General features: G+C 44.4%; 21 protein-coding genes and 1 tRNA gene. 14 read left to right on the forward strand and 8 right to left on the reverse strand.

Annotation, left to right across the window (positions count from 1 at the left end; all coding sequences use genetic code 11):
- Positions 1–703 precede the first annotated feature (703 nt).
- On the forward strand, positions 704–1,510 hold the full coding sequence (ybgF, locus tag Q7J27_06520; GenBank protein ID MDO9528799.1) for a tol-pal system protein YbgF: 807 nt from the start codon (positions 704–706) through the stop codon (positions 1,508–1,510).
- A gap of 9 nt (positions 1,511–1,519) precedes the next feature.
- On the opposite strand, the gene Q7J27_06525 is transcribed toward ybgF, so the two are convergent.
- The 8 genes from Q7J27_06525 to prmA form a co-directional block, all read right to left on the reverse strand.
- Complete coding sequence (locus Q7J27_06525) at positions 1,520–2,311, reverse strand: DUF4292 domain-containing protein (protein MDO9528800.1); 792 nt, start codon at positions 2,309–2,311, stop codon at positions 1,520–1,522.
- 338 nt (positions 2,312–2,649) lie between these two features.
- Positions 2,650–4,338 carry a tetratricopeptide repeat protein gene (locus Q7J27_06530; protein MDO9528801.1) on the reverse strand — a complete coding sequence of 563 codons (1,689 nt, stop codon included), beginning with the start codon at positions 4,336–4,338 and terminating at the stop codon, positions 2,650–2,652.
- Between the two features lie 23 nt (positions 4,339–4,361).
- Positions 4,362–5,228, reverse strand: coding sequence for a divergent polysaccharide deacetylase family protein (locus Q7J27_06535; GenBank protein MDO9528802.1), 867 nt, complete (start codon positions 5,226–5,228; stop codon positions 4,362–4,364).
- A gap of 15 nt (positions 5,229–5,243) precedes the next feature.
- Positions 5,244–6,563 (reverse strand): S41 family peptidase, encoded by a 1,320-nt coding sequence (locus Q7J27_06540; GenBank protein MDO9528803.1) that lies wholly within the window; start codon positions 6,561–6,563, stop codon positions 5,244–5,246.
- Between the two features lie 264 nt (positions 6,564–6,827).
- Positions 6,828–6,903: transfer RNA gene (locus Q7J27_06545), tRNA-Phe, on the reverse strand.
- A 6-nt stretch (positions 6,904–6,909) separates the two neighbouring features.
- A complete protein-coding gene (locus Q7J27_06550) occupies positions 6,910–7,431 on the reverse strand; it encodes an RDD family protein (protein MDO9528804.1) in 522 nt (173 codons plus the stop codon).
- A gap of 119 nt (positions 7,432–7,550) precedes the next feature.
- Complete coding sequence (locus Q7J27_06555) at positions 7,551–8,339, reverse strand: 16S rRNA (uracil(1498)-N(3))-methyltransferase (protein MDO9528805.1); 789 nt, start codon at positions 8,337–8,339, stop codon at positions 7,551–7,553.
- Positions 8,336–9,280 carry a 50S ribosomal protein L11 methyltransferase gene (gene prmA, locus Q7J27_06560; protein MDO9528806.1) on the reverse strand — a complete coding sequence of 315 codons (945 nt, stop codon included), beginning with the start codon at positions 9,278–9,280 and terminating at the stop codon, positions 8,336–8,338. Before prmA ends, Q7J27_06555 begins: the two co-directional genes overlap by 4 nt.
- 173 nt (positions 9,281–9,453) lie before the next feature.
- Here prmA and Q7J27_06565 point away from each other — a divergent pair, with 173 nt between their 5' ends.
- The 13 genes from Q7J27_06565 to Q7J27_06625 all read left to right on the forward strand — a co-directional run bounded on the left by Q7J27_06565 (position 9,454) and on the right by Q7J27_06625 (position 24,060).
- The gene (locus Q7J27_06565; GenBank protein MDO9528807.1) at positions 9,454–10,098 is read left to right on the forward strand and encodes a bifunctional precorrin-2 dehydrogenase/sirohydrochlorin ferrochelatase; all 645 of its coding nucleotides are present in this window, start codon (positions 9,454–9,456) and stop codon (positions 10,096–10,098) included.
- An 11-nt stretch (positions 10,099–10,109) separates the two neighbouring features.
- Positions 10,110–13,079 carry an AIR synthase-related protein gene (locus Q7J27_06570; protein ID MDO9528808.1) on the forward strand — a complete coding sequence of 990 codons (2,970 nt, stop codon included), beginning with the start codon at positions 10,110–10,112 and terminating at the stop codon, positions 13,077–13,079.
- 69 nt (positions 13,080–13,148) lie between these two features.
- Positions 13,149–13,976 (forward strand): phosphoribosylformylglycinamidine synthase subunit PurQ, encoded by an 828-nt coding sequence (locus tag Q7J27_06575; protein MDO9528809.1) that lies wholly within the window; start codon positions 13,149–13,151, stop codon positions 13,974–13,976.
- A 200-nt stretch (positions 13,977–14,176) separates the two neighbouring features.
- Positions 14,177–15,418 carry a tetratricopeptide repeat protein gene (locus Q7J27_06580; protein MDO9528810.1) on the forward strand — a complete coding sequence of 414 codons (1,242 nt, stop codon included), beginning with the start codon at positions 14,177–14,179 and terminating at the stop codon, positions 15,416–15,418.
- A gap of 69 nt (positions 15,419–15,487) precedes the next feature.
- Entirely contained in the window at positions 15,488–16,201 is a 714-nt protein-coding gene (locus Q7J27_06585; GenBank protein ID MDO9528811.1) for a CsgG/HfaB family protein, read from the forward strand.
- Entirely contained in the window at positions 16,201–17,328 is a 1,128-nt protein-coding gene (locus Q7J27_06590) for a hypothetical protein (protein ID MDO9528812.1), read from the forward strand. The genes Q7J27_06585 and Q7J27_06590 overlap by 1 nt, the downstream gene beginning before the upstream one ends.
- 99 nt (positions 17,329–17,427) lie before the next feature.
- Positions 17,428–18,933, forward strand: coding sequence for a sodium-dependent transporter (locus tag Q7J27_06595; protein ID MDO9528813.1), 1,506 nt, complete (start codon positions 17,428–17,430; stop codon positions 18,931–18,933).
- Between the two features lie 176 nt (positions 18,934–19,109).
- Entirely contained in the window at positions 19,110–20,105 is a 996-nt protein-coding gene (locus Q7J27_06600) for a methyltransferase (GenBank protein ID MDO9528814.1), read from the forward strand.
- Positions 20,106–20,132: 27 nt separating this feature from the next.
- A complete protein-coding gene (locus tag Q7J27_06605) occupies positions 20,133–20,609 on the forward strand; it encodes a hypothetical protein (GenBank protein ID MDO9528815.1) in 477 nt (158 codons plus the stop codon).
- 90 nt (positions 20,610–20,699) lie between these two features.
- Complete coding sequence (locus Q7J27_06610) at positions 20,700–21,095, forward strand: Rid family detoxifying hydrolase (GenBank protein ID MDO9528816.1); 396 nt, start codon at positions 20,700–20,702, stop codon at positions 21,093–21,095.
- 37 nt (positions 21,096–21,132) lie between these two features.
- Positions 21,133–21,846, forward strand: a complete 714-nt coding sequence (locus Q7J27_06615; GenBank protein ID MDO9528817.1) for a ubiquinone/menaquinone biosynthesis methyltransferase — start codon at positions 21,133–21,135, stop codon at positions 21,844–21,846.
- Positions 21,847–21,892: 46 nt separating this feature from the next.
- Positions 21,893–23,272 carry a hypothetical protein gene (locus tag Q7J27_06620; protein ID MDO9528818.1) on the forward strand — a complete coding sequence of 460 codons (1,380 nt, stop codon included), beginning with the start codon at positions 21,893–21,895 and terminating at the stop codon, positions 23,270–23,272.
- 8 nt (positions 23,273–23,280) lie between these two features.
- On the forward strand, positions 23,281–24,060 hold the full coding sequence (locus tag Q7J27_06625) for a class I SAM-dependent methyltransferase (GenBank protein ID MDO9528819.1): 780 nt from the start codon (positions 23,281–23,283) through the stop codon (positions 24,058–24,060).
- The last annotated feature ends 125 nt before the right edge of the window (positions 24,061–24,185 follow it).

Raw genomic sequence — 24,185 nt, forward strand, 5'->3', positions numbered from 1 at the left:
TTTGCGGCATTATAATTGGAAGTAACTTATGTTTTTAACAAATGCGTTATTTCTGGCAGATATTGAGAAATGTTAACTACTTGCAACACATTTGCGAATTTAAGTTACTTGGAAGTCTTTTCGGAGCGAATTCGAAGAATAACGTAAGTAATTTAAGCATTTTGGGGAAAAGATACTGATAGTGACCGGCGTTAAGAAAATCTAACTGTTTGAGTGCGTTAGCACGAGTTTTAGGGACGTTTGCATAACTACTTTTCTGGTCATTGCGAGGAGCAAAGCGACGTGGCAATCTATTTGTAATTACAGATAATTTGAGATTGCTTCACTGCGTTCGCAATGACATTGTGGGTATTATGCAAAGCTTTCTTTTAGATTGTAGGGTCGGGTTTTATGCCCGACCGCAAGCGGTGGTATATAAAATGCCACCCTACAAAGTTGTCGAAACCTGTGCTGACTTTCCACAAAATGGTTCTGAGCGAAGAAAACTAACTTTTTACGGGCGCATCAGATTTAAGTCTTTACTGAAATAAATTGCAGTAAAGGATTCATTTTTGGGGAAGCGGGCCATAGAATGGTCGAAACCGAAACTTGTACTGAATTTATTTCGGTAAAATGTTCTGACCATCAAAAAACCATATTTTCAAAGTTCTTGCTTAGAACTTAGCACCTAAAAGGTTAGATTAAAACAGGGAAGGTGTTCCTATTGAAAAAGTGTATATTTCTTCTTTTTGCATTCTTTATTGTATCCATTGGCTGTGCTACGAATCAGGATTTGAAGAAGGTTCAACAAAATCTTAGAGGGGAAATACTTGATCTGCAAAAGGAAGTGAAAGAGAGTGTTGAGTCAAGCAAATCTTTACGGAAAGGGCAGGCCGATATATCTGCCGATATGACTGATCTGAGAGACGATGTTCAAAAATTCAGGGGAGTTGTTGAGGAATTGAATAGAGATGTCCAGACTGTACGTAAGGAGAACAATGCTGGTGCGGCTATCAGCAAACAGTTAAAGGAAATCTCCTTCAGAATAAATTACATAGAAAATTTCCTCGGAATAGGCGAGAAAAAAAAGCCTCTGGAAGGTGTTGAAAAAAAGGAAAAAGGAGATATCACCCCAAAGGATACAACGAAGGAAAATGTAGATAAAGAGGCGGCATACTCGGCGGCTTACAAAACTTTTAAAGAGGGAAAATACGACGGGGCAATGGTTCAGTTTCAAAGATTCCTGAAACTGTTTCCGGACACAGAGTATTCAGATAATGCCCAATTCTGGATCGGGGAATGTTACTTCTTTAAAGAGGATTATGAAAAGGCAATCCTCGAATATCAAAAGGTTATTAAAAACTATTCCCGGGGGAATAAGGTCTCTTATGCATTGTTAAAACAGGGGCAGTCCTTTTTGAGACTTGGTGATAAATCAAGCGCCAAACTTCTCTTGCAGCAGGTTATAAAAGATTATCCCAATACAAACCAGGCCAAAACAGCAAGAGCGAAGTTGACTGAAATCAAGTAAAGAAACAGATCAATCGATAAATATCGGTTCTATGCCGGGCGGGATGTCAAGATCGAAGATGGCAGGGTTCACATTCTGTGTGAGCTGAGTATCTGAATACCGTATACGGGTATTTAATTTACGAGGTTTTCCAGTTATAATTGTTACTTTTCCTGGAATCGATGCTCCACAGATCTGGTGGTGATCTTGAAGTCTTGCCGTGTACGAAATCTTACCTTCATTATCTAAAGCCTCGATTTTGACCAGATTACCATCCGGGTTCACCCAGAGTGACTGGACATTTTTGCCTTGAGTCATAACATCTATCCGGTAAAGTTCCCCTTCTACCTGTCCCCGTAAAGTTGTGTTTTGTTCTTTTATATGCGGGGGTGTGCCGACAAGTATTGATATAATATCTTCTGCCTTTAGGTTTATCGGGAAAAACATGGCAAGGTTTTTTCTGGTAGCATGACCGACGTAAAACTTTCCTTCTTTCGGAAGAAATACCTTCAAAGAATTTTCACTGATGGACAGAAAAAGGTCGGAAGGACCGATTATAGGCATCGCTTCTACCCTGAGAAATGAAGGTCTTTTGACAATCAGGGCTACCTTCATTGAATGCTTTCCCTTGGGAGTATCTACAGCGATATGGGCAATGGCTTTTAGCGTGTCTCTTAAATGATCTGTTCTGGAGATATTCTTCAGGACATCTGCAGGAGGCAAAATGTGTCCCGTGAATGGGGCAGCAACCTTCTTGGGGGTGCATCCGCCAAAGGCAAGAAAGGGGAATAAAAATAAAATTGTCAGGATATATTTTTTCATCTAAAGTGCCTGAAATGAGATAAAGTGAAGCTCCCCGCCCACAGGGCGGGGCTTCCCGGTAAGGAATATGCCTATTTTATATTGCGCCCCCTTGCGGGATGCGCTCCCGGTCAAAAAAGAGTGGAGCGTAAAGTGAACTAAAGTGCCTAAAGTTAAGCATTTTGCTCATTTCAACTTTGATGAATTCGCAAAAAGTCAAATTCGGCGAATATGTCATTTCGATAACAGGGAGAAACCTTATTTTTCCAATATGTTACGGTTTAAAGATTTCTCGTTTTACTCGAAATGACAAGTTGAGGAAACTTTTTTACGAAACCATCAACTTTAGCTCACTTTAGTCACTTCTTGACAAGCTCATCTATCTTTTTTTGCAGTGTTTTATTATCGGGTTTTAGCTTCAGCGCTCGTCTGTATGTCTCGAGGGCATCCTTGAACCGACCAGCCTTCGCGTAGGCATCTCCGAGATGTTCAGCGATTGTTGGATCATTGGGCAGGGTATCTGATGCCTTTTTCAGATATTTTATGGCCAACTTCAGATTATTTTTCTTGAAGTATACCCAGCCGAGGCTGTCTGTAATATATCCATCGCCTGTCTTAAGCTTGAGAGCCTGTTTTATCATCTTTTCGGCTTTGTTGAGATTTATGCCTCTATCGGCATAACTGTAACCTATAAAATTGAGCGCTTCCGCACTATCCGGGTCAATTTTTAGGATCTTTTCCATCTCCTTGATGCTTTCATCAACTCTACCCATTTGTTCATAAAGGCTACCGAGCCTGTAATGAAGGTCAATACTCTGGGGAGAGATCCGAAGGCCTTCTTCTAACGTTTGTACTGCGGCCTTGAAGTTTTTGTTTTCCTGGTAAAGATATGCAAGAAAACCGTACAGGTTGCTGTCGTTTCTTTGTTCATCAATTGCTTTCTTGATTAGTTCTATGGCTTCGGCGGTTTTTCCATCTTTTTTCAGAAACGTCCCGACATGAATCCGGGCACTTCCATATAGATCTGACCCTGCCGGGATTTTTTGGAATTCTTTCACGGCTTTTCCGTATAGCTTCTTTTCTTCGTAGGCCGATGCCAGAAGATATCTTACACGATGGTCGAGTGGGGATTCCTTAAGGAGAGCTAAAAATTCTTTGATGGCTCTGTCATATTTTTTCCACTCAAAATAAACAAGCCCCAGCGACAATCTCACTTCTCTGTTTGAACTATCTAACTTCAAAGTATTTTCAAGCTCTTTTACGGCTTTATCATATTTTCCTTCTCTTAAGAAAAGTTTTCCCAGCCTGACCCTCACATTGATTCTATTCGGGTAGAAGTTGATGAAAGTTCTATAGATTTCTATTGCACGGGTGTTCTTTTTTTGAATTTCATAAACGTATCCCAACTCGATCAATGCCGATTCAAATGCAGGTTTTATAGTGAGGGTTTTTTTGAACCATTTTTCAGCCTCCCCATACCATTTCATTTCGGCATATGTCTTTGCAAGGTAATAGTTGCCCATAAGATCATTAGGGTTGATCTTGAGCATGTCCTTTAATACCTCGATTGCCTTTTCGTATTCTTTATTTTCCGAATATATGGTGCCAAGATAGAGATAGGGGTCAAGACGTTTCTTATCTAAATCTATTACTTTTTTAAACTCTCTTTCTGCGTTTTCGTATTCCTTCAGGTTTAGGTATAACCCGCCCAGCAGAAGATGGATATCTAAGTAACCGGGATTATAAATAAGGGATTTTTCGCATATTTCTATAGCTTTATTCACCTTACCCATTTTGGTGTACAGGGTGGCAAGCTCTGCCGCCAGGTAGGGGGAGGTGGGGTCAAAACTGAGGGCTTTCCTGTATTCTTTTGTAGCTTCATCTAAATGGCCCTCGAGGGCAAGCAGTACGCCAACGGAGTAGTGATAGCGGGCGTTAAATGAAGAGTTTTCCATTTGAGGAAGGGTTGCCGGGTCTTCAAGACGGTCGGCAGTAACGGCGCATGCAATCAGTGGTAACAGAAGGACTATACAAAGGAGTTTTTTCATAGAATCTAAGTACATATAAAAAATTAATTGCTTGTTAAATCTGATACCGGGACTATATTAATCCCCTCTGCTTTAATCTTAGGGACAGCATCTTTAAGTGCCGAAATTGTGCATGGATAGGGATGACAGATAATTAACAGAGTCTTCCATCGGTTACGTTTCTTTAAAGGATTTATGAAATTTTGAAGAATAATAGTAAAATCCTGATTGTTGTCAATAAATATATCTCTCGACACAAATCTGAGCCCCATTCCCTTAGCAAGTTTCTTGCCTTTTGAATGTTTGGTGGTTAGGCTGTCCACAAAGAAAAGGCCCTCTTCATTGAGCTGGTTCAAAACAATGCTCAGTTTGTCTTCGTTTTCCATAAACCGTGAACCCATATGATTATTAACTCCGGATATATATGGTACGGCTTTGATGTTTTTTTTGATCTGACTTTTAATCTCTTCTTCGTTCATCCATAAAAAAAGTGCCCCGATACCGGGGTCTTTGTCGGGATAACCATACGGCTCCATGGGAAGGTGCAGGAGAATTTCTTTACCTGCGCGATGTAGTTTTTCTGCCGCATCAATAGCATAAGGACTATGGGGGAGGATGGAGAAAGTAATCGGGGCGTTGATTTTAAGAAGTTCATTCAACGGTGACAAATCATGTCCGATATCGTCTATGATAAAGGCCATTTTCTGCCCTTTAGAGGGGAAATGATGATCCTTACTGACGTGGATTTTAGACTGATATTTTCGTACATTTTCTTTTTTGATATTCTTTTTGACTGTTTTGATGTTCGATATACAAACAATTGAAACCGTTGCAATAAACAATATGAATATGCCGAATCCGATTAAAATTCGCTTGAATGTTGACTTTCCCCTTTTACTTTTCTTTTTCACCCCGCCTACCGGAACTTAACCCTTATCTCTATCTTGAAATATCTCCCAGCTTTTTAAGAGATCAATGGCACTTTTCAGCTGATTATCCTTCTTTAAGTCATCGGACACTTTTTTTATTGAAATTTCTTTAACTTCTTTTGATGTTTCATTTGTTCCTTGTATGTGTCCCTTGAGATCCTTTTCTCTCATTTCCATAGATGTACCAATAGATTCCTTTTCATCAGAAGGATTTATATATTTTACCACTATATCGGGGATAATACCTTCAGCCTGAATGGATTTTCCCTTTGGTGTGTAGTATTTCGCAGTGGTCAATTTCAGTGCCGCACCGTTCTCGAGTGGAATAATCGTCTGTACGGAACCCTTTCCAAATGTCTGGGTGCCGAGTATTATGGCTTTACCATTGTCCTGAAGTGCGCCCGATACAATCTCGGCTGCGCTGGCTGTACCTTCATTAACCAGGGCAACCATCGGAACAACCGGCTCATTTCCATCATTTTTGGCCATATACGTTTCATCGACACTTTTTATCCTTCCTTTTGTGGAGACGATAACCCCCGATTTGATGAATATGTCGGAGATTTTTACTGCTTGATCGAGAAGACCTCCCGGGTTGTTTCTCATATCCAGTACCAGCCCCTTCAGGGGAACTATTTTTTTGTTGATTTCCTCGAGGGCGTTTTTGAGATCATCTGCAGTTTTTCCCTGAAATGCCAGTATTCTGATATAACCGATGTCGCCATACGTCTTGTACTTGACGCTCTTTATCTGTATAATCGCGCGTGTGATCGTGAAATCCTTCGGTTGTTTCATGCCTTCCCGCATGACAGTGATAGTTACCTTTGTGTTTTTAGGGCCCCGTAGTTTTTTGACCGCTTCCATAATGGTAATACCCTTTGTCGACTTGTCGTTGATCTTAATGATCTGATCACCTGCCTTGACCCCGGCCAGAAAGGCGGGGGTATCCTCAATGGGGGAAACAACGGTAAGAACGTCCTTGAGTATTGTTATCACGATCCCGAGACCGCCGAAACTTCCCTTTGTTTCTACCTGCAACTCTTTGTACATATCGGCACTCATGAAAGTGCTGTGAGGATCGAGGGTTTTTACCATTCCCTTTATGGCTTCCTGAATGAGGGTCTTTTGTTCAACCTCCTCCACGTAGTTCTTCTCGACCATATCGAGGACCTGATTGAATACCTTCAAGTTTTTGTAAGTATCCTTATCTATTGCAGAAACCTGGTTGTTACCAAAGTACCCCAGCAGAAAGAACAAGACTAAAAAACTTGCCAGGAATATTGAAAAAGGGAGCCTTTTCCTAAAATGTTTTTTCATGTAAACACCCATACATTAACGAGAAAATTATTGTTAGAGGTTCAGAACTGTGACCGGGAGCGCACACGCAAGCCCCGCCTTGCAGGCGGGATAAGGGGCGCAATATAAAATAAACATATTCCTTACCGGGAAGCCCCACCCTGTGGGCGGGGAGCTTCACATATAAGTAACACATCTGTCCATTAAGAAATAATGCTAACATTATTTCAGTATAAAATTCCATAAAAAAGAGCTATGTCATTAAACATAGCTCTTTTGCTTCCATGGTGGGTCAGGGCAGAATTGAACTGCCGACACCCGGATTTTCAGTCCGGTGCTCTACCGACTGAGCTACCGACCCATAAACCTACTTCTGAATCATCTGGCTTCTATCCAATCTTCCTGCGTTTGTCAAGGCGTTTTTGACAGGGTTTATTTTGATGACGCAGGTTCCTGCAATCTTGTCATGCCATCCCTGTTTTCTTCTGTCAAAGGCTATCCAGATAAAACCGAGGTACAATATCAGGGCGGAGATAAGGTATCCCACCCATCTCAAAAAGGCTATTCCCATAGTTATCGGTTCCCCGGTTTTTTGTACTACCTTGAGACCGAAGATTTTTTTCCCCACGGTCTGGCCAGTTGTACCGTGAAAATATGTAAAGTATATAACATTTAATAACGCAGTTATTATATAATAGGAAATTACGAAATTGGATGTTAGTTTTGTAAGTGTTTCAATTGAAAGCACGCCACCGCCAGACTCAAAGCCTAAACTCATGGCCAGAATTCCAGTAAAGAAGAGTATTAGAGATATAAAGAAGAGGATCGTTTTGTCTATGAGAAATGCGACTCCTCTTTGCCAGAAACCACCGTAGCTGCTTTCTATCATACGGGTTATTACCTTTTATACATGATGCCGGAATATATCAAATATAAAAATGAAAAGTGCAAAAGTAAAATGAAAAGCCATCCAACCCTTATAAGATATGATTACCTTTCATAATCTTCTCATTTTGTTGTTAAATTTTCTGTTTTGATATTTTGGTTGCCGAAGGCGCCCTTCTCATATTGAAGAATGGAAAGAATAACCAGGACGGCTGTTTCGACCTTCAAGACCAATCTGCCCAGGCTTGCTGGTAGAAAACCAACCTTGGAGGCCATTTCAATTTCCTCATTTGAGAATCCTCCCTCAGGTCCGACTACAATGAAGAAATCGGTTACACCTTCGTATTTTTTGCTGTGCAGGATCTCTTTGATTCCCGTGTTGGTTTCCCCTTCCCAGAAGATTATTTTCAGAATGCCCTCTTTCGGCCATTGCAAAGCCTTTTCATAGGTAATTATATCTGTAATCTCCGGGATATTTTCCCTGCCGCACTTTCTGGATGCCTCGACGGCTATCTTCTGCCATCTGGGCATCTTGAGATGTATTTTATTTCCGGCTAATTTCGGTATCGATCTTGAGGATTTAAAAGGGATTATCCTGGTGACCCCGAGCTCGGAAGCCTTCTGGATGATAAAGTCCATTTTATTCCCTTTCGGGAGTGCCTGAGCCAGAGTGATTTTTATTGAGTTGTCAACCTGAAACGGGTTTTTTCTGATGATTTCTACCGTTGCGCTTTTGACGGTAATGTCTCTTATCGTAGATTCATATTCAAAACCCATTCCATCAAAGAGGATCAAAGGGTTTCCCCTTTTTAGACGAAGGACATTCTTTATATAGTGCAGATTCTCATACCTTAATTCTACCGTACTTCCCTCCTCCATTTTTTGAGGAAGATAAATTCTTGGTGTTGTCAATTCCTCTTCCCCGTTTTTTTAAGGAGGTAACAAACCCATTCTTTTTCCGTGATGACACTGTGCAGGTGAACATCGTCGGTTAAAAAGCATTCCTCTACAACTTTTCTGTCCTGGTCAATTATTCCTGAAAGGACAAGATATCCGCCGGTTTCAGTCATAGATATGAGGTGGTCTCGGAGCTTTATCAGCGTTTTTGCTGTAAGGTTTGCCACAATCAAATTAAAAATATCATCATACATCAAGACATCTTCGTTGAATATGTTTATCCTGTCCTCCACTCTGTTTATGGCAGTGTTTTTATGTGCTATTTCGACAGCTTTTGGATCAATATCCAGACAGACAACCTTTTGTGCCCCTAACTTTGCGCAGGATATACCGAGTATGCCGGTGCCGGTGCCGACATCAAGCACCCGCCATTTTTCAAAAGACCTGTCCTTCAGGAGGATATCTTCGATTGCTTTCACGCACATCCTTGTGGAAGGGTGTTGGCCCGTCCCGAATGCCATTCCCGGATCTATTTCAATAACTATATCACGCCCGGTTGGTGTATATCTTTCCCATGTTGGTTTGACTACGATATTTTTGCTGATTCGAAGCGGTTTGAAATACTTCTTCCACTGTTCTTCCCAGTTTGGGTCGGTAATCGTTTCGATTGAAAGGACAGGTTTGTCTAATTCAGGGAATATTTCAGAAAGGCTGTCTATGTAAGCTTTCAGGGAAGCGATTCTGTTTTCTGTTGTAGTATCGGAGGGGAAATATGCCATCAAGTCTTCCCGTTCAGTTGATTTGGAAAAATCGTTAAGAATGTCCGGTGCCGACTCCTCTTGAAAGACTCCCTGGGTGCCTATTTCTATTATAAAATTTGACAGAGGGTCAACCAGTTCAGGCGGTGCGGATAATGTAATTTTTATCCACTCATCTCTTTTACTTTTTTCCGGCATTTTTGTCTCCTCTAATAATATGGTCAAATAATAATATAGTCAAAAAAGAGAAAAGTTTTATTGCAGGATGGTTGCCAATAAATTTCAGCATAAGGAATATACCTTCTTTTTTATTATATTTCAAGTTAGAGTCTTGCTTGAAATTTGATAGTCTTCGTGATAACACACATTGCATGAAATACTATCCGATATGTCTTAATATTTTTAAAAGAAAGTGTGTCGTTGTTGGCGGTGGGGATGTTGCTGAAAGAAAGGTGACGAGGCTCCTTGAAGCCGGTGCCGATGTCGAAGTAGTGGGAAAGATTCTTACACAAGAGCTGGAGATGATGAAGAGTGAGGGAAAGATAAGACATGTTGCTGCCGATTATCGGGAAGACTTTATCAACGGTGCTTTTCTGGTAATAGGAGCAACGGACAGGGATGATGTCAACGAAAGAATATATTTAGACGCGAAGAAAAAGGGGATAATAGTAAATATTGTTGACAGTCCTGATAGATGCGATTTTACACTTCCTTCCATCGTTCAGCAGGGTGATCTCCAGATAGCGATATCAACCGGCGGAAAGAGCCCTGCCCTTGCAAAAAAATTGAGAAAAGAGATGCAGGGAAGTTATGGGTCCGAATATCGAACCCTCCTCGATATAATGGGTCAAGTGAGAGAGAAGGTCATCATTAGAGGACACCCCTATGAAGAGAATAAGAGATTGTTTGAAGCTTTGCTGAATTCAAATATCCTTCAATATATCAGAGAAAAAAACTGGAGTGAGGTAAAAGAGATAATCGGTGATATCGTTGGCGAAGATATTGATCTTGAGTAAAGGAAAGAGAGATGGCGAGCAGGATAGAGATCGGTTTTAAGAAAGGGATAAGAGATGCCCTCGGCGAAAAGATTAAAAAAAGAATTATCGAGCATCTTCACCTTATTATTGATGAGGTTAAGACGGTTGAGGTTTATACCATAGATGGTGATCTCGGTGAGGGCGAACTTCAACAGATTGCAAGAGGCCCTCTTTCTGATCCGGTGATTCAGGACTACGCTGTTAACAGGGGACTGGCCGACAGATTTGACTGGATGATAGAGGTGGGCTTCAGACCAGGCGTCACCGACAATGTGGGGAAGACTGCCAGGGAGTCCATCGAACTTTTGATCGGAGAAAAGATAAAAGGGGTTTATACCTCAAGACAGTATATAATTAATGGTAACATTATCAGGCGTGACACGGAAAGAATAGCATCGGATCTCCTCGCCAATGAGCTTATCGAGAGATTTGAAATAGTAGACGGCAATGAGTGGAACCAAGAAAAAGGGTTGTCTCCCTATGTCCCGAAGGTAGTTTGGGAGGAGAGTCTCAGGACGGAAGAGATCGACCTGAATGTCAGCGACCGGAAACTGTTAGAGATAAGCAGTGAAATGATTCTTGCCCTGAATCTCGGTGAGATGAAGATAATACAGGATTATCTGGCCGATGAGCGTGTATTGAAAGAAAGAGAAAAAGTAGGTCTCGGTAAAAGGATTACAGATGCCGAGATTGAGTGCCTCGCCCAGACCTGGTCTGAACACTGCAAACACAAGATATTTAACAGCCTTATAACTTATGAAGATGAGCATGGCACAATCACAGTTATCGATTCCCTCTTCGACAGCCATATCAAGGCATCCACAAGGGAAATCAGGGATGAAATGGGAGAAGACGACTTTTGTCTTTCCGTCTTCGTTGACAATGCCGGCATTATAAAATTCAATGATGAATACAACCTTGTCTTCAAGGTTGAAACACACAATTCCCCGTCAGCCCTCGATCCCTACGGCGGTGCACTCACAGGAATTGTCGGGGTGAACAGGGATCCTTTTGGAACCGGGAAGGGGGCAAAACTCATCTTCAATACCGATGTTTTCTGTTTCGCCTCACCATTTTACACAGAATCGCTCCCGAAGAGAATACTCCATCCGAGACGCATTTACGAAGGTGTAAGAGAAGGAGTTGAGCATGGTGGAAACAAAAGCGGGATACCGACTGTAAATGGATGTATCGTCTTTGACGACAGATACCTGGGTAAGCCTCTGGTTTACTGCGGGACGGGCGGGATTATGCCTTCTAAAATTGCGGGAAACCCAACCCATACAAAGGAGATTCTGCCAGGTGATCTTGTTGTTATGACAGGTGGAAGAATAGGGAAAGATGGAATACATGGAGCCACATTTTCATCAGAAGAACTGCATGAAGGATCTCCTGTTACGGCAGTTCAGATCGGTGATCCCATAACCCAGAAGAAGATGACCGATTTTCTCCTGATTGCAAGGGACAAAAACCTGTACAGATGCATAACAGACAACGGTGCCGGTGGTCTTTCCTCCTCGGTGGGAGAAACTGCCACTCTCTCCGGCGGCTGTGAAATCGACCTAAAAAAAGCACCTTTAAAGTACGCTGGTCTTCAGCCCTGGGAAATTCTCATTTCGGAATCCCAGGAGAGGATGACACTGGCCGTAGACCCGAAAAAGATTGATGAATTTTTGAAACTTGCAGGGAAGATGGATGTGGAGGCAACCGTCGTCGGTACCTATACAAATTCCGGAAAGTTTCATGTCCTCTATGGAGATGACACCGTTGCCTATCTGGATATGGACTTCCTCCATGAAGGACTTCCCCAGATGCGGTTGAACGCGAAATGGACACCGCCACAACATGAAGAGCCTGATTTCCCGGAACCGGAAGATATGGGCAGTTCCCTCAAAGAGATGCTTTCGAGATTAAATATATGCAGCAAGGAATCGGTCGTCAGACAGTATGATCATGAAGTACAGGGGGGAAGCGTCGTCAAGCCATTAGTTGGTGTGGCTAATGATGGTCCAAGTGATGCGGCGGTAATCAGGCCGATACTGGATTCATTTGAAGGGGTTGTCGTGGCCAACGGGATATGTCCCCGTTACAGCGATATAGACACCTACCACATGGCCGCATGTGCCATAGACGAAGCCGTCAGGAACACTATCGCCGTGGGCGGATCACTCGGCAGCATCGCCGGGCTGGATAATTTCTGCTGGTGTGATCCGGTACAGTCTGAAAAGACGCCGGATGGCGAGTATAAGCTGGCACAGCTGGTCCGTGCAAACATGGCCCTTTACGATTACACAAAGGCCTATGGGGTTCCATGCATATCCGGTAAAGACAGTATGAAGAACGACTATCAGATAGGGAACACCAAAATATCCATCCCCCCGACACTCCTTTTTTCCACTATCGGAAAGATAGAGGACGTAAGGATGGCCGTCACCATGGATGCAAAACAGCCGGGGCATCTGGTCTATGTCTTAGGCGAAACATATAACGAACTTGGCGGTTCCGAGTGGTTCGCCATGCATGGATACACGGGGAATAATGTCCCGCAGGTAAACGCGCAAAAAGCAAAGATATTGTATGAAGCGCTGAGCGTGGCAATCAAGAAAGGGCTTGTCGCCTCCTGTCATGATTGTTCCGACGGAGGACTGGGAGTTGCCCTTGCGGAAACCGCATTTGCCGGAGGACTGGGTATGTTTGTAAAACTTGATCTTGTTCTATCTGAGGGAATTGACAGGAATGACCATATACTCTTTTCCGAATCCCAAAGCAGATTTGTGGTAACAATTTCCCCTTCAGCAAAAAGTGAATTTGAAAAGCTTATGATGGACAGCACCATAAGCAATGTCGGGGAGGTACTTTCCGATGGAATATTTAAGGTAGGCGGAATCGAGGGAAACATAATAATAGAAGAAGACATCAACAAGTTGAAAGAAACATGGCAAAGACCGCTTGACTTCTAAGGAAAGAAATATTCCTTACCTACATCTCCCCTCCCCTCGTGGGAGGGGTTGGGGGAGGGGAACTTTAGGATGACCCAAAACGTAAAATCAATTGTTATTACTGGCAACGGCACGAACTGTGAAATGGAGACGGCACATGCCTGCAGGCTCGCCGGTTCCGACGAAGTTGATATCGTTCATATCAGCGAATTGCTCCATGGTGAAAAGCGGCTCGATGATTACCATTTTCTTAATCTCGCCGGAGGATTCCTTGATGGGGATGACCTGGGATCGGCAAAAGCGGGAGCAACCCGGATTTTGAATGCAAAAATAAGGGGAGAAAGCGAAAAGCTTTATGACCAGTTCGTCAAATTTATCAATGACGGAAAGCTCATCCTGGGTGTATGCAACGGTTTCCAACTCATGGTGAAATTGGGGCTTCTTCCCGGTCTTAAGGGAGACTATCTGCATCAAACGACTACCCTCACCTTTAACGATTCTGGAAGATTCGAAGACAGGTGGGTTTATCTCAAGATTAACAGTGACTCTCCATGCGTCTTCACAACAGGTCTCAAATGGATATACCTTCCGGTAAGACATGGTGAAGGAAAATTCGTGACGGAAAACGACGATATACTCGACAGATTGCATAAGAACGATCTCATTGTTGCACAGTACAGTAATGAAGAGTATGAGGATGTGGCGATGAATTATCCTTGGAATCCCAATGGGTCAGTTGACGGTATCGCCGGCATCTGTAATGAAACGGGGAGGCTTTTTGGTCTAATGCCGCATCCGGAAGCTTATCTTCACTATACCAATCATCCCCGCTGGACCAGAGAGAAACTGCCCGAAGAAGGAAGGGGGCTTTTGATCTTCAAAAATGCGATAGACTTTATCAGGAAAAGCGATTTATAGGGTGCAGGATTCACATTTTTTCTCTTGGTGAAGATGAAACCGGTTAAAATGAAAATCAGATAAGCGTTGCAGTTGATTTCATTTGTGCATAAACTTCTATGAACCGTAAATGCGAGGCATAAATTGTATTTTAGACATAAAACGTTTATTTACTTTTAGTTTTATTATTCGGATATTTATAAACAAAAGGGGGGTGCGCTATGTCAAAAAGAAAGCATGTTGTTTTAGGAGTCTTATGTTTAGGAATAATGTTTTTATTTGGCTGCGGTGGATTCCGTGATTTCATAGAATTTAATAAGGCCGGCATTAAGCTGACTCAGGAGAAATACGAAGAGGCCATAACGATTTATAAAGATTTTCTCGTCAAGAATCCCAACTTTGTCGATGCGAGGAGCAGGTTGGGGTTTGCCTATTTAAAGACCGGCCGACTGGATGAAGCCATCACCGAACTTGAAACGGCGCTTAAAATGGAACCCGGTGAACCGTATTCCGTCCTGTATTTGGGACTGGCCTATTGGAATAAGGAAGAATTCGGCAAGGCCATAAAAGTCTGGCAGGGATACAGAAACAGTGAACGGCCGCTGGTTGAAAATGAAATCAAACGCCAGCTGACCCTGCTGCAGATTGCCGAAAGCCAGCGTTCTGTCAAGAATGCCTTAATGGAAGAAAAGAAGCTCAAGGCCGTTAAACCGGACATAAATACAATCGCAGTCTGTTATTACAAGGACTTATCGCCGGATAAAAGTCTGCGTGCCTTTCAGAAAGGTCTGGCAGCTATGGTCATTACGGATTTGTCTAAGATTAAGTCCCTTAAAGTCGTTGAACGTTTACGCCTGCAGGCCCTTTTGGAAGAAATGAAACTCGGCCAGACCGGCATTGTGGACGAGCGGACCGCACCCAGAGTGGGCAGATTACTGGGAACCGAGAATCTCACTGTCGGGAACCTGACACTGGGCATTCAAGCAACCACTTCTCTTACGTCCACAAGCCGGGAAAGAGTAAAGGGGACGGCCGTATGTGTTGCGGAAAAAGATAAATTCTTTGAATTACCTTGTTGTATAATAAATAATATGACGAAGATCCTGGGTATTAAACTGACCCCTGAAGAAATGAAAGCCGTTTGTGGCGTGCCGCACACAAAAAGTTATGAGGCCTTCATTTACTTCGGTGAAGCCCTGGATGCTCTGGATGCCGGTCACTGGCAGAAGGCCAAGGATCTGTTTGCAAAAGCTTTGAAAATAGATCCCAAATTTGACCTGGCCGGGGAGGGTGCTGATTCTTGTCCCGGTGCCTCGTCACCCGGCATAGGCCAGATTGGCGCCATGAGTACATCTCAAATTTCCAGCCAGGCTGAAATTGCTATTAACGCAGCCCAAGAATCACAGGATACAGCCGATGAAGAAGCAGCTGACGCCGCCGCTGGCGGCGGTGGTGGTGGGTGATAAGGGTGTAGAGGAGTCAGGTAGACTCCATAAAAAACATCGGGTGTTTCCATGTGGAAAGCCATTGCCATGAAAAGTTTTAAACTCTTTGTTGTTGGGTTGGTCCTGATGACTTTTTTACTGGCTGTAAGTTGTGCCGGGAGCGAAAGAATTAAAGTGAAACCGAGGGCCGCCACACTGGATCAGGTTCCGAAAACTCTTGCCATTTTGCCCTTTGAAAACAATTCTGTGACCGATCCAGAACGCTATGCCCCCTTGAGTAAGGGGCTTTCAGCCATGCTCATTACGGATCTTGATAAAAGCAAATCAGGACTCAAGCTTATAGAGCGCGATAAGATTCGGGATCTTCTAAAAGAGATTGCTCTTAGTCAAAGCGGAAGCGTGGATGAGTCTACAGCTGTCAGGGCTGGCAATATGCTCGGTGCTCAGGCCATAGCATTTGGTTCGTTCATCGTGTTGGGTAAAAAGGTGCGTATTGATGCCCGCATCATAAGGGTGGAGACGAGCGAGTTGATTATGGCCGAATCGATTGAAGGCAATAGTGACGATTTTATGAATCTGGAGCGTGAGCTGGCCAAAAAGATCGCTGATTCTCTGAAAGTGGCCTTTCAGCCTGCGTCCGCCACATCCGAAAGCGATATTGATGCGGCTCTCTATTTTTCCAGGGGACTGGATGCTCTGGACCGGGGTGATAAGGAAGAGGCCAAACGATTATTTAAGAAAAGCATGGAACTTGATCCTGCCTACAAGACGCAGGTCGATAATGTGCGAGGTCTAAACTGATGAATAAGCGCATTTTGTTAATAGCAGTGTTGATTGTATCCCTTGCCTTTGCCACGGGTGCGGTTGCGGCGAACAAGGTGGTGGAAGTGGAGGGCAATAGTATTTTATCCAGAGAGGATGCTATACGACAGGCGCAGCGATCGGCCGTGGAACTGGCAGTTGGCGTATTTATTCACTCTAAAACCGAGACCGAAAACTTCGTGCTCAAGAAGGATAAGATCATGGCCCGGACACAGGGCTACATTACACGATTTAATGTTCTGAAAGAAAGGAAAACAGGAAACCTGTACAGAGTCACGATCAATGCGGTGGTCTCCCTGGACAAGATCAAAAACGATCTTTTTGCCATGAAGATTCTCCTGGATAGCATGGAACGGCCAAATGTCATGATCCTGATCGAAGAAAAGTATATCGGAATGGACAACATAGGCGGCCGTTTTGCCGAAACGGAGCTTTATTCCCTGCTTGCGGCTAAGGGATTTGATCTTGTTGACGAGGGCCAACTGGAAAAGATCAGGGTTCTTGCCCAGACCAGACAGGCTTTGGCCGGGAACATGGCAGCAGCCAAGAGCCTTGGGCTGCACTCAGGAGTCCAGTATTTGATATTGGGCAAAGCCGTAGTTCAGGATATCGGCGAGGCTTATCCTGGTTCTGGCATGAGATCTCTTCAGGCCAGCCTGCAGGTCAAGGTCATCCAGACCCAGACCGGACTGGTTTTAGGATCTGTAGTAAAAAACGGGGTTGTACCCCATATTAGCCCGCTGACAGGGGCTACCCGGGCCCTCCGGATATCCGCAAAAAATGCCGTGAACGAATACCTGGTGGACACCATCACCACATCCTTTCAAGAATATCTCAATAATGGCGCGCCTGTTAAACTGCACATCACTGGCGTGAAAACCTTTCAGCAATACCAGATGACTACCTCAACCATTGAAACTCTGGACAGGGTGGTTACCAGTAAGAAGGAAGGGTGGAGTAAAACTGGCGGCCTGCTTGAGCTGGATCTACGCTTTAAGGGTACAAGCGAGGAATTGGCCAAACTTCTCGACGGCCTGAGTTTGGGTAGTAATCACCTGACAGTAGTTCATCTCACACCGGACAGGGTTGACTGTAACTTCCAGTAATAACGACAAAAACATCGTTTTGGGAACACCATATTTGATTCTATATGCCCGTAAACAGAATCATGGTTTCTAAGCCAATATACAAACAGGGGGAAACTTGTGCAGAGAGAAAGATGGGCCAGTAGACGGTATCTTATATTTGCGGCGATTGGGTCTGCCATCGGCCTGGGTAATCTTTGGAGATTTCCCTATCTGAGCTATAAATACGGGGGCGGGGCATTCCTCATAGCCTGGATGATTGGTCTTATTGTTATCGGTATTCCCTGGCTCATGTTAGAGTTCGGCATGGGCAGGTACTTTCAACGGTCTGCTCCCGGTGTATTTGAAGGAGTCGGAAAGAAGTGGGAATGGGTTGGATGGTGGGCGGTTTTCTGTGCCTTCCTGATAGACACTTACTATACCGTCGTAATGGCCTGGTCTTTATACTATGCCGGTGTTTCACCCGGTCTGCCCTGGGGTGTGGGAAAAGCTGGAGCCACAGGAGCCAAGTCATACTTTTATGGAACAGTTTTAGGGCTTTCCTCGGGACCGGATGTGCTGGGCGGTTTGCAGTGGCCACTGGTCGGACTCTTGGCACTTACCTGGCTAACCATATTTCTTATCGTGTTTAAGGGAGCTGAAGTAATTGGGAAGGTCGCGCAGTGGGGGGTTATCATTCCCTGGATTTTGCTCGTTGTCATACTTGTGAGAGGGCTTACCCTCCCTGGAGCCGTTGAAGGTCTCAACTATTACCTTACTCCGGACTTTACCGCCCTGCGAAATTTGGATGTATGGTTTGCCGCAGTTAGTCAGATTGCATTTACCCTTTCTCTCGGTATGGCTGGAATGTATGCCTATGGGAGTTTTATAGCGAAGAAAGCGGATGTGACTAATAATGCCTTTATAACATCGTTTTCCAATTGTGCCACCAGCTTCTTTGCCGGTTTTGCCGTGTTTAGCATCGTCGGATTTATAATGCAATCTTTGGCAATTCCCGTTGATAAGGTTAGTACTTCAAGTATTGGTCTGGCCTTTATAACGTTCCCCGTAGCGATATCCATGCTGCCGGCAACACAGGGGATTTTTGGTGTCCTCTTTTTCCTCTGTCTTTTCCTTCTCGGTTTGACATCAGCGTTCTTTCTCGCCTATGGCGGGGTAATCTGTCCTCTTATGGATAAATTCGGCATAAGCAGGATAAAGGCTACAGTGATAGTTACTGGTACAGCTTTTCTTATAGGACTGTTGTTTACTTCAAATGGAGGTCTTTACTGGTTGGATATAGTCGACAGGGCAGTTTCCTTCTACGGTCTGCTTCTAACAGGGGTGATAGCTACGATTGTCGTTGGCTGGATATTTGGTGCTGAAAAGCTTAGACAACATTTGAATGAAACCTCGGACATCAAGGTTGGCAAGTGGTTCAATGTGGTGATAAAGGTTGTTGTTCCTGCCGGTTTGCTTTTTGTTGTAGTTTATGGAGGTCTTGTCCCTGATATATCTAAATCTTATGGAGGATATCCCCTCTGGGCTTCTTCGATGATATGGGTCATCCTTGCAGTAACACTGGGGCTCAGCTTTATGCTCCAGCGAATCAGGACAAGGGATCCCAGGGAGGCGGACGAGAAATGACAACAGGCGCAATAGTTACAACAGTTGTTATGTGGCTGATATTCATAGGTGCATTATCGTGGTGTTTTTCCCGTATGAAAGAAGGTAAAGGTCAGTGGAAAGATTAGCTCGACAGAAAAACCTCTATAAAGGGAAAGAGGCTCTTACTGAGGACTTTCGCGGAAAGAGTAAATGACATGAACACACAAAAATGGAATCCAGGTCAACTACTTGAAATATCCGGAAATTACTGGAAGTCCTGCACCCTTCATGCCGGTGTTAAGCTCGATCTGTTTACGGCAATAGGAGGCAATCAGCTCACAAGCGAGGAGATTGCTCAAAAACTGGATGGAGATAAAAGAGGAGTAACGATGCTCCTCAATGCCTTTTCTGCCATGAACCTTCTCGTAAAGAAAGATCATAAATATTCTAATACCCCGGCCAGTACATCTTTTCTTTCAAAAGACTCTCCCCAGTACATTGGTTACATGATCATGCACCATCATCAGATGGTGGATTCATGGTCTAAGCTGGATTGGTCAGTTAAAACAGGCACTCCCGTCAGAACAAGAGCTTCTTACAGCAGTGAAGAGTGGCGAGAAAATTTCCTTATGGGCATGTTCAACATGGCCATGAACATTGCTCCCCGGCTGGTAACTAAGATAGACCTTTCCAAACGGCACCACTTGCTGGACCTGGGCGGAGGGCCCGGAACCTATGCCGTTCATTTTTGCCTTAAAAATCCACAACTTAAAGCGACAGTCTTCGATCTTCCAACTACCAGGTCTTTTGCCAGGAAGACCATTGAAAAATTCGGTCTCTCTGACCGTATAGATTTTACGGACGGTAACTACCTGGAAGAAGGCATTGAGGGAGTCTATGACGTGGCCTGGCTTTCTCATATTTTCCATGGAGAAGGACCCGAAGACTGTCAAAAAATTATACTGAAAACTGTCTCAGCCCTGGAACCTGGAGGTATGATTATCGTCCATGATTTCATTCTAAACAACTCAATGGATGGTCCCCTTTTTCCCGCACTTTTTTCCCTTAATATGCTTCTGGGTACGGCTCATGGTCAGTCTTACTCTGAAGAACAGATTACGGACATGCTCGCCGATGCCGGTGTAAAGGAAATCCGGCGCGTTCCTTTTCAGTCTCCAAACGATTCAGGAATTATTACAGGAATAGTTTAATTACCGCCAATTGCAGTGAGGATTCTGATGAGACATTCATTGAAAGTGGGATTTAGCTTTGGTCTTACCTCTGCAATAATTACAACGCTTGGATTGATGGTGGGACTGCATTCCGGAACACACTCAAGGATTGTGGTTATTGGCGGTATATTAACAATAGCCATAGCCGACGCATTTTCAGATGCATTGGGCATACATATTTCTGAAGAATCTGAAAACACACACACTACGAAAGAAATATGGGAATCAACACTCTCCACTTTTTTCTCCAAATTGATCTTTGCAACAACATTTATTGTTCCTGTTCTGGTATTTCCACTCACAACAGCGATTATCGTGAATATAGTCTGGGGGCTGTCACTATTGGGAATTTTCAGTTTCTACATGGCTAAAGAACAAAAAGTAAAACCCTGGAAGATAATCTCGGAACATTTATTCATTGCATTGGTTGTCATCGTTATAACGCACTTCGTCGGTACGCTGGTCAGATCGACATGCGGATAGGCACGACCGTTCCTTAACGAATTAACCTTCTTTTCTGATACCGAAAAGAGGGGCAATTGATAACTTTTCGAGAAGTTCGGGAGATAAAAGATGAATAATTCATTGCAAAAGGTCGAGACGGAAAAGGCACCACAGGCTATTGGACCTTATTCTCAGGCAGTTTCGGCTGGGGAGTATTTATTTGTTTCCGGTCAGATTCCGATTAATCCTGCAACAGGAAAACTGGTTGAGGGAGGGGTTGAAAAACAGGCTGGTCAGGTCCTGGATAACATAGAAGCAATTCTTAAGGCTTTCGGCATCGGTTTTAACAGGGTTGTGAAAACAGAGGTTTATTTAAAAGATATAAATGATTTTGGGGCTGTGAATGACGTGTATGCTTCAAGGTTTTCACACGAAATAAAACCTGCGAGACAGGCCATGCAGGTTGCTAAATTGCCGATGGATGCCATGGTAGAAATTTCTTGTATTGCATACACGGGAAAATGATAGCTTCGCTTTCGCACCTGCCGAGGAGATAAAAAGATTGGATAAGAGTCCCGAGACCATAAAGGGTATGTTTGACCGGATTGCCCCAACCTATGACGTGCTCAACCACCTCCTTTCCCTTTTTATCGATATTAAATGGAGACGTAAAACACTGGGCCGACTCGGAATCAAACAGGGGGATTCGATTCTCGATGTCGCAACCGGCACGGGTGATCTTGCTATGCTTGTATTGGGAGGAAATCGGGGCTGCCGCGTGGTGGGAATTGACCTGTCTGGTGAGATGCTTCGTCTTGCGGTAAAAAAGAAAGCCAGAAAGGGATACGACGGGCGGTATTTTCCCGTTCAGGGAGATGCCTGCAGTATGCCGCTTGAGGAAGGTACCTTCGATCATGCCATGGTAGCATTCGGAATCAGAAATATGTCTGATGTCGAAGGTTTTTTCAAGGAGACCGGAAGGGTACTCAAAAAAAGCGGGAGGCTTGCAATCCTTGAGCTTTCAGTCCCAGAGATACGCTTTGTCCGAAAAATATATTTTATGTATCTGAAGAAGTTAATGCCCCTCATCGGAGGAGGTATTTCCGGGAAAACCGGTACGTACAACTATTTGAGGGATTCGGTTATATCCTTTCATACACCGAGGGAACTGGAGATGATGCTGCGGGCACATGATTTCAGGATTATTGAATCTTTGCCGCTCTGGTTTGGTATATGCCATCTTTTCGTTGCAGAAAGTGGACGGAGTTTTACATGAAGAATCTGTGAATATAAGTTACATGAAAGGAGAGAGTTAGAATAAATTGAAAGATTTTTTGGGATATCACTCTGAGTGGAATCTGGGCAGCCCCGGCGGATGGGATTATCAGCGCATCACCCAGATTATTGGCAAGGAAGTCTGGAGGAGGATTAATGAGATTTGCCCGGTTGGCTTAGATCTGGATTTTGACCATCCCCTGTTATTTCCCGTCTACGGTTTTGTAAAGATGCTGGTTCAGGCACATCGGGATCGTGAGGGAAGCAATCCGGGGATGATTGCGGTGGTAGCCGAGGAGGAAACCTTGGAAAGTGTTGCGGAAAACAGGAACCTGGCTGAACTTCTCAACACCGTCGATGGGATTTCCGGGGCATTGATGTCGCCACAGGAGATGGAACTGAAAAATGGGCGGGTATGCTGGCACAATCGGCCCGTTTCAGTGATTTTCATGGATTTCAATACCGACGTACTTCTGGCCCTACACCGCAGGCACGATTTGACCCCGCTTATGCAGGCTGTTCGGGAAAAGCGGGTTATCAATCCCCGGGGTACCGAACCCATTAATGTAAAGAGCATGTTTGAAGTCATCACTGGTTCCCGGAGGGAACTGTTTCATGCTAATATTGTGCAGCGAACTCCGTGGACGCGCCAATTCCGCCCGCGCCGGACCGAAGGGCCAAAAGGCGAAGAAATTGATGATCTGATCGAGTGGACACGCTCTCACTGGGACAATCTGGTACTGAAACCTGAGAGAGGTTATTCCGGGAGGGGAGTGCTGGTCGGGAAGATCAATAACGATGCTGACGAGGCGGTGGGTATAGCCCTGAAGCAGGAGAATTATATTGTCCAGGAGAAGATTCCCCTCGAGTTGTGGTCCGAGGATATACCCGCATTGGATCTGGAGAAAGAACGCATTTTTTTGGAATACTGCCAGACGGATTTCCGTTGCTTAATGGGGGATAAAGGCTTGTTCGGATTTTTGAGCCGGTTTGGTGGTGTGCCGACTAACGTAGGAAGCGGCGGTGGAGTTCAGCCGTTGGCCATACTTCGGTCGGATATAAGTATTCGCGAGGCGGTGGATCGTATGAATGAAGCCATTTTGGGCATGGAATACGGAGATCTCTTTGAGGTCGTGGAGATGCAGAAAAAGATGGCCATAGAGCACCAGTTGACCTATTTGCTCGGTCCGATTAAGATCGCCTCAAGGCCGAGGTTGATTACCATACACCAGCTTGAATCCCTTAAAAGCTATTGTGCTGACCTGTGGCTGGACTGCCTGACACTGGAAAAGATGTGGCTGTCCGGTGAACTGGATAACATTGTAAATATCGAAGAAGAAGAGCTTGAAATCGCACGCTTGCAGCCCTGGGGTGGTACGCCGGCGGTTATTGCCTCGGACGGACTGTTCAATTTTGGAGTCGATTAGGATGCATTATGAACATCAAGGTAGATGCTGACTGGTGGAAAACCATGTTTGATGAGGTCTATCTCCTTACCGATGCCCGTTCGGTCTGTGACGAAGACATCACATGCCGTGAAGTCGATCTCATTTGTGAGCTGCTACCGATCCAGCCTGAACACAGGGTTTTGGATCTCTGCGGCGGCCACGGACGCCACAGCCTGGAATTGTGTGCCCGAGGGTTTACCGGGTGTACCCTGCTGGACTATTCTGGCTATCTTATTGATCACGCCAGGGAGCATGCCGCAAAGTACAATTACAATATGGATTTTATACAAGCCGACGCGAGATGTACCAGACTCCCCGACGAAAGCTTTGACCACGTTCTCATTATGGGTAATTCCCTCGGTTATATCCCGGAACCTGCTGCCGACAGACAAATTCTGGAAGAGGCATGCCGTATCCTCTCCCCTGACGGCTGGCTGCTGATTGATGTGACTGATGGAACCGTAGTTAAGGAATCTTTCAATCCTAACGCCTGGCATGAGATCATTGAGGATATTGTGGTCTGCCGACAGCGCAAAATGGAGAAAAATACTGTATATGCCCGTGAGATCGTTCTGAGCAAACAGGAGGGCTTGATCCGCGACTGCACTTACTCGATACGTCTTTATGAATCCGAGGATCTTGTGTTATTGCTGAAACAGGTCGGGTTCGAGAGCATCAGAGTTTATACCGACTTTTCTCCCCACCGGTATAAAGGTGATTATGGTTTCATGAACCATCGCATGCTTGCCGTGGGTCGAAAGTCCTGAGTGCCGAGTAAAACGTTCTGACCGGGAGCGCACCCGCAAGCCCCGCCTTGTAGGCTGGGTAAGGGGCGCAATAAAAAAGGAATATATTATTCGCAATAGCTCACTATCTCCGATTATTCGCTTTG

This window comes from Syntrophales bacterium (genome assembly GCA_030655775.1).
Classification (GTDB): Bacteria; Desulfobacterota; Syntrophia; order Syntrophales; family JADFWA01; genus JAUSPI01.

Excerpts from the sequence above, each read along its gene's own strand:
- Q7J27_06625 (MDO9528819.1), top strand. The coding sequence starts at position 23,281 with ATGAACATCAAGGTAGATGCTGACTGGTGGAAAACCATGTTTGATGAG.
- Q7J27_06575 (MDO9528809.1), top strand. The coding sequence starts at position 13,149 with ATGACCCAAAACGTAAAATCAATTGTTATTACTGGCAACGGCACGAAC.
- Q7J27_06570 (MDO9528808.1), top strand. The coding sequence starts at position 10,110 with ATGGCGAGCAGGATAGAGATCGGTTTTAAGAAAGGGATAAGAGATGCC.
- Q7J27_06610 (MDO9528816.1), top strand. The coding sequence starts at position 20,700 with ATGAATAATTCATTGCAAAAGGTCGAGACGGAAAAGGCACCACAGGCT.
- Q7J27_06600 (MDO9528814.1), top strand. The coding sequence starts at position 19,110 with ATGAACACACAAAAATGGAATCCAGGTCAACTACTTGAAATATCCGGA.
- prmA (MDO9528806.1), bottom strand. The coding sequence starts at position 9,280 with ATGCCGGAAAAAAGTAAAAGAGATGAGTGGATAAAAATTACATTATCC.
- Q7J27_06590 (MDO9528812.1), top strand. The coding sequence starts at position 16,201 with ATGAATAAGCGCATTTTGTTAATAGCAGTGTTGATTGTATCCCTTGCC.
- Q7J27_06550 (MDO9528804.1), bottom strand. The coding sequence starts at position 7,431 with ATGATAGAAAGCAGCTACGGTGGTTTCTGGCAAAGAGGAGTCGCATTT.
- Q7J27_06585 (MDO9528811.1), top strand. The coding sequence starts at position 15,488 with ATGAAAAGTTTTAAACTCTTTGTTGTTGGGTTGGTCCTGATGACTTTT.
- Q7J27_06565 (MDO9528807.1), top strand. The coding sequence starts at position 9,454 with ATGAAATACTATCCGATATGTCTTAATATTTTTAAAAGAAAGTGTGTC.
- Q7J27_06540 (MDO9528803.1), bottom strand. The coding sequence starts at position 6,563 with ATGAAAAAACATTTTAGGAAAAGGCTCCCTTTTTCAATATTCCTGGCA.
- Q7J27_06530 (MDO9528801.1), bottom strand. The coding sequence starts at position 4,338 with ATGAAAAAACTCCTTTGTATAGTCCTTCTGTTACCACTGATTGCATGC.
- Q7J27_06605 (MDO9528815.1), top strand. The coding sequence starts at position 20,133 with ATGAGACATTCATTGAAAGTGGGATTTAGCTTTGGTCTTACCTCTGCA.
- Q7J27_06525 (MDO9528800.1), bottom strand. The coding sequence starts at position 2,311 with ATGAAAAAATATATCCTGACAATTTTATTTTTATTCCCCTTTCTTGCC.
- Q7J27_06580 (MDO9528810.1), top strand. The coding sequence starts at position 14,177 with ATGTCAAAAAGAAAGCATGTTGTTTTAGGAGTCTTATGTTTAGGAATA.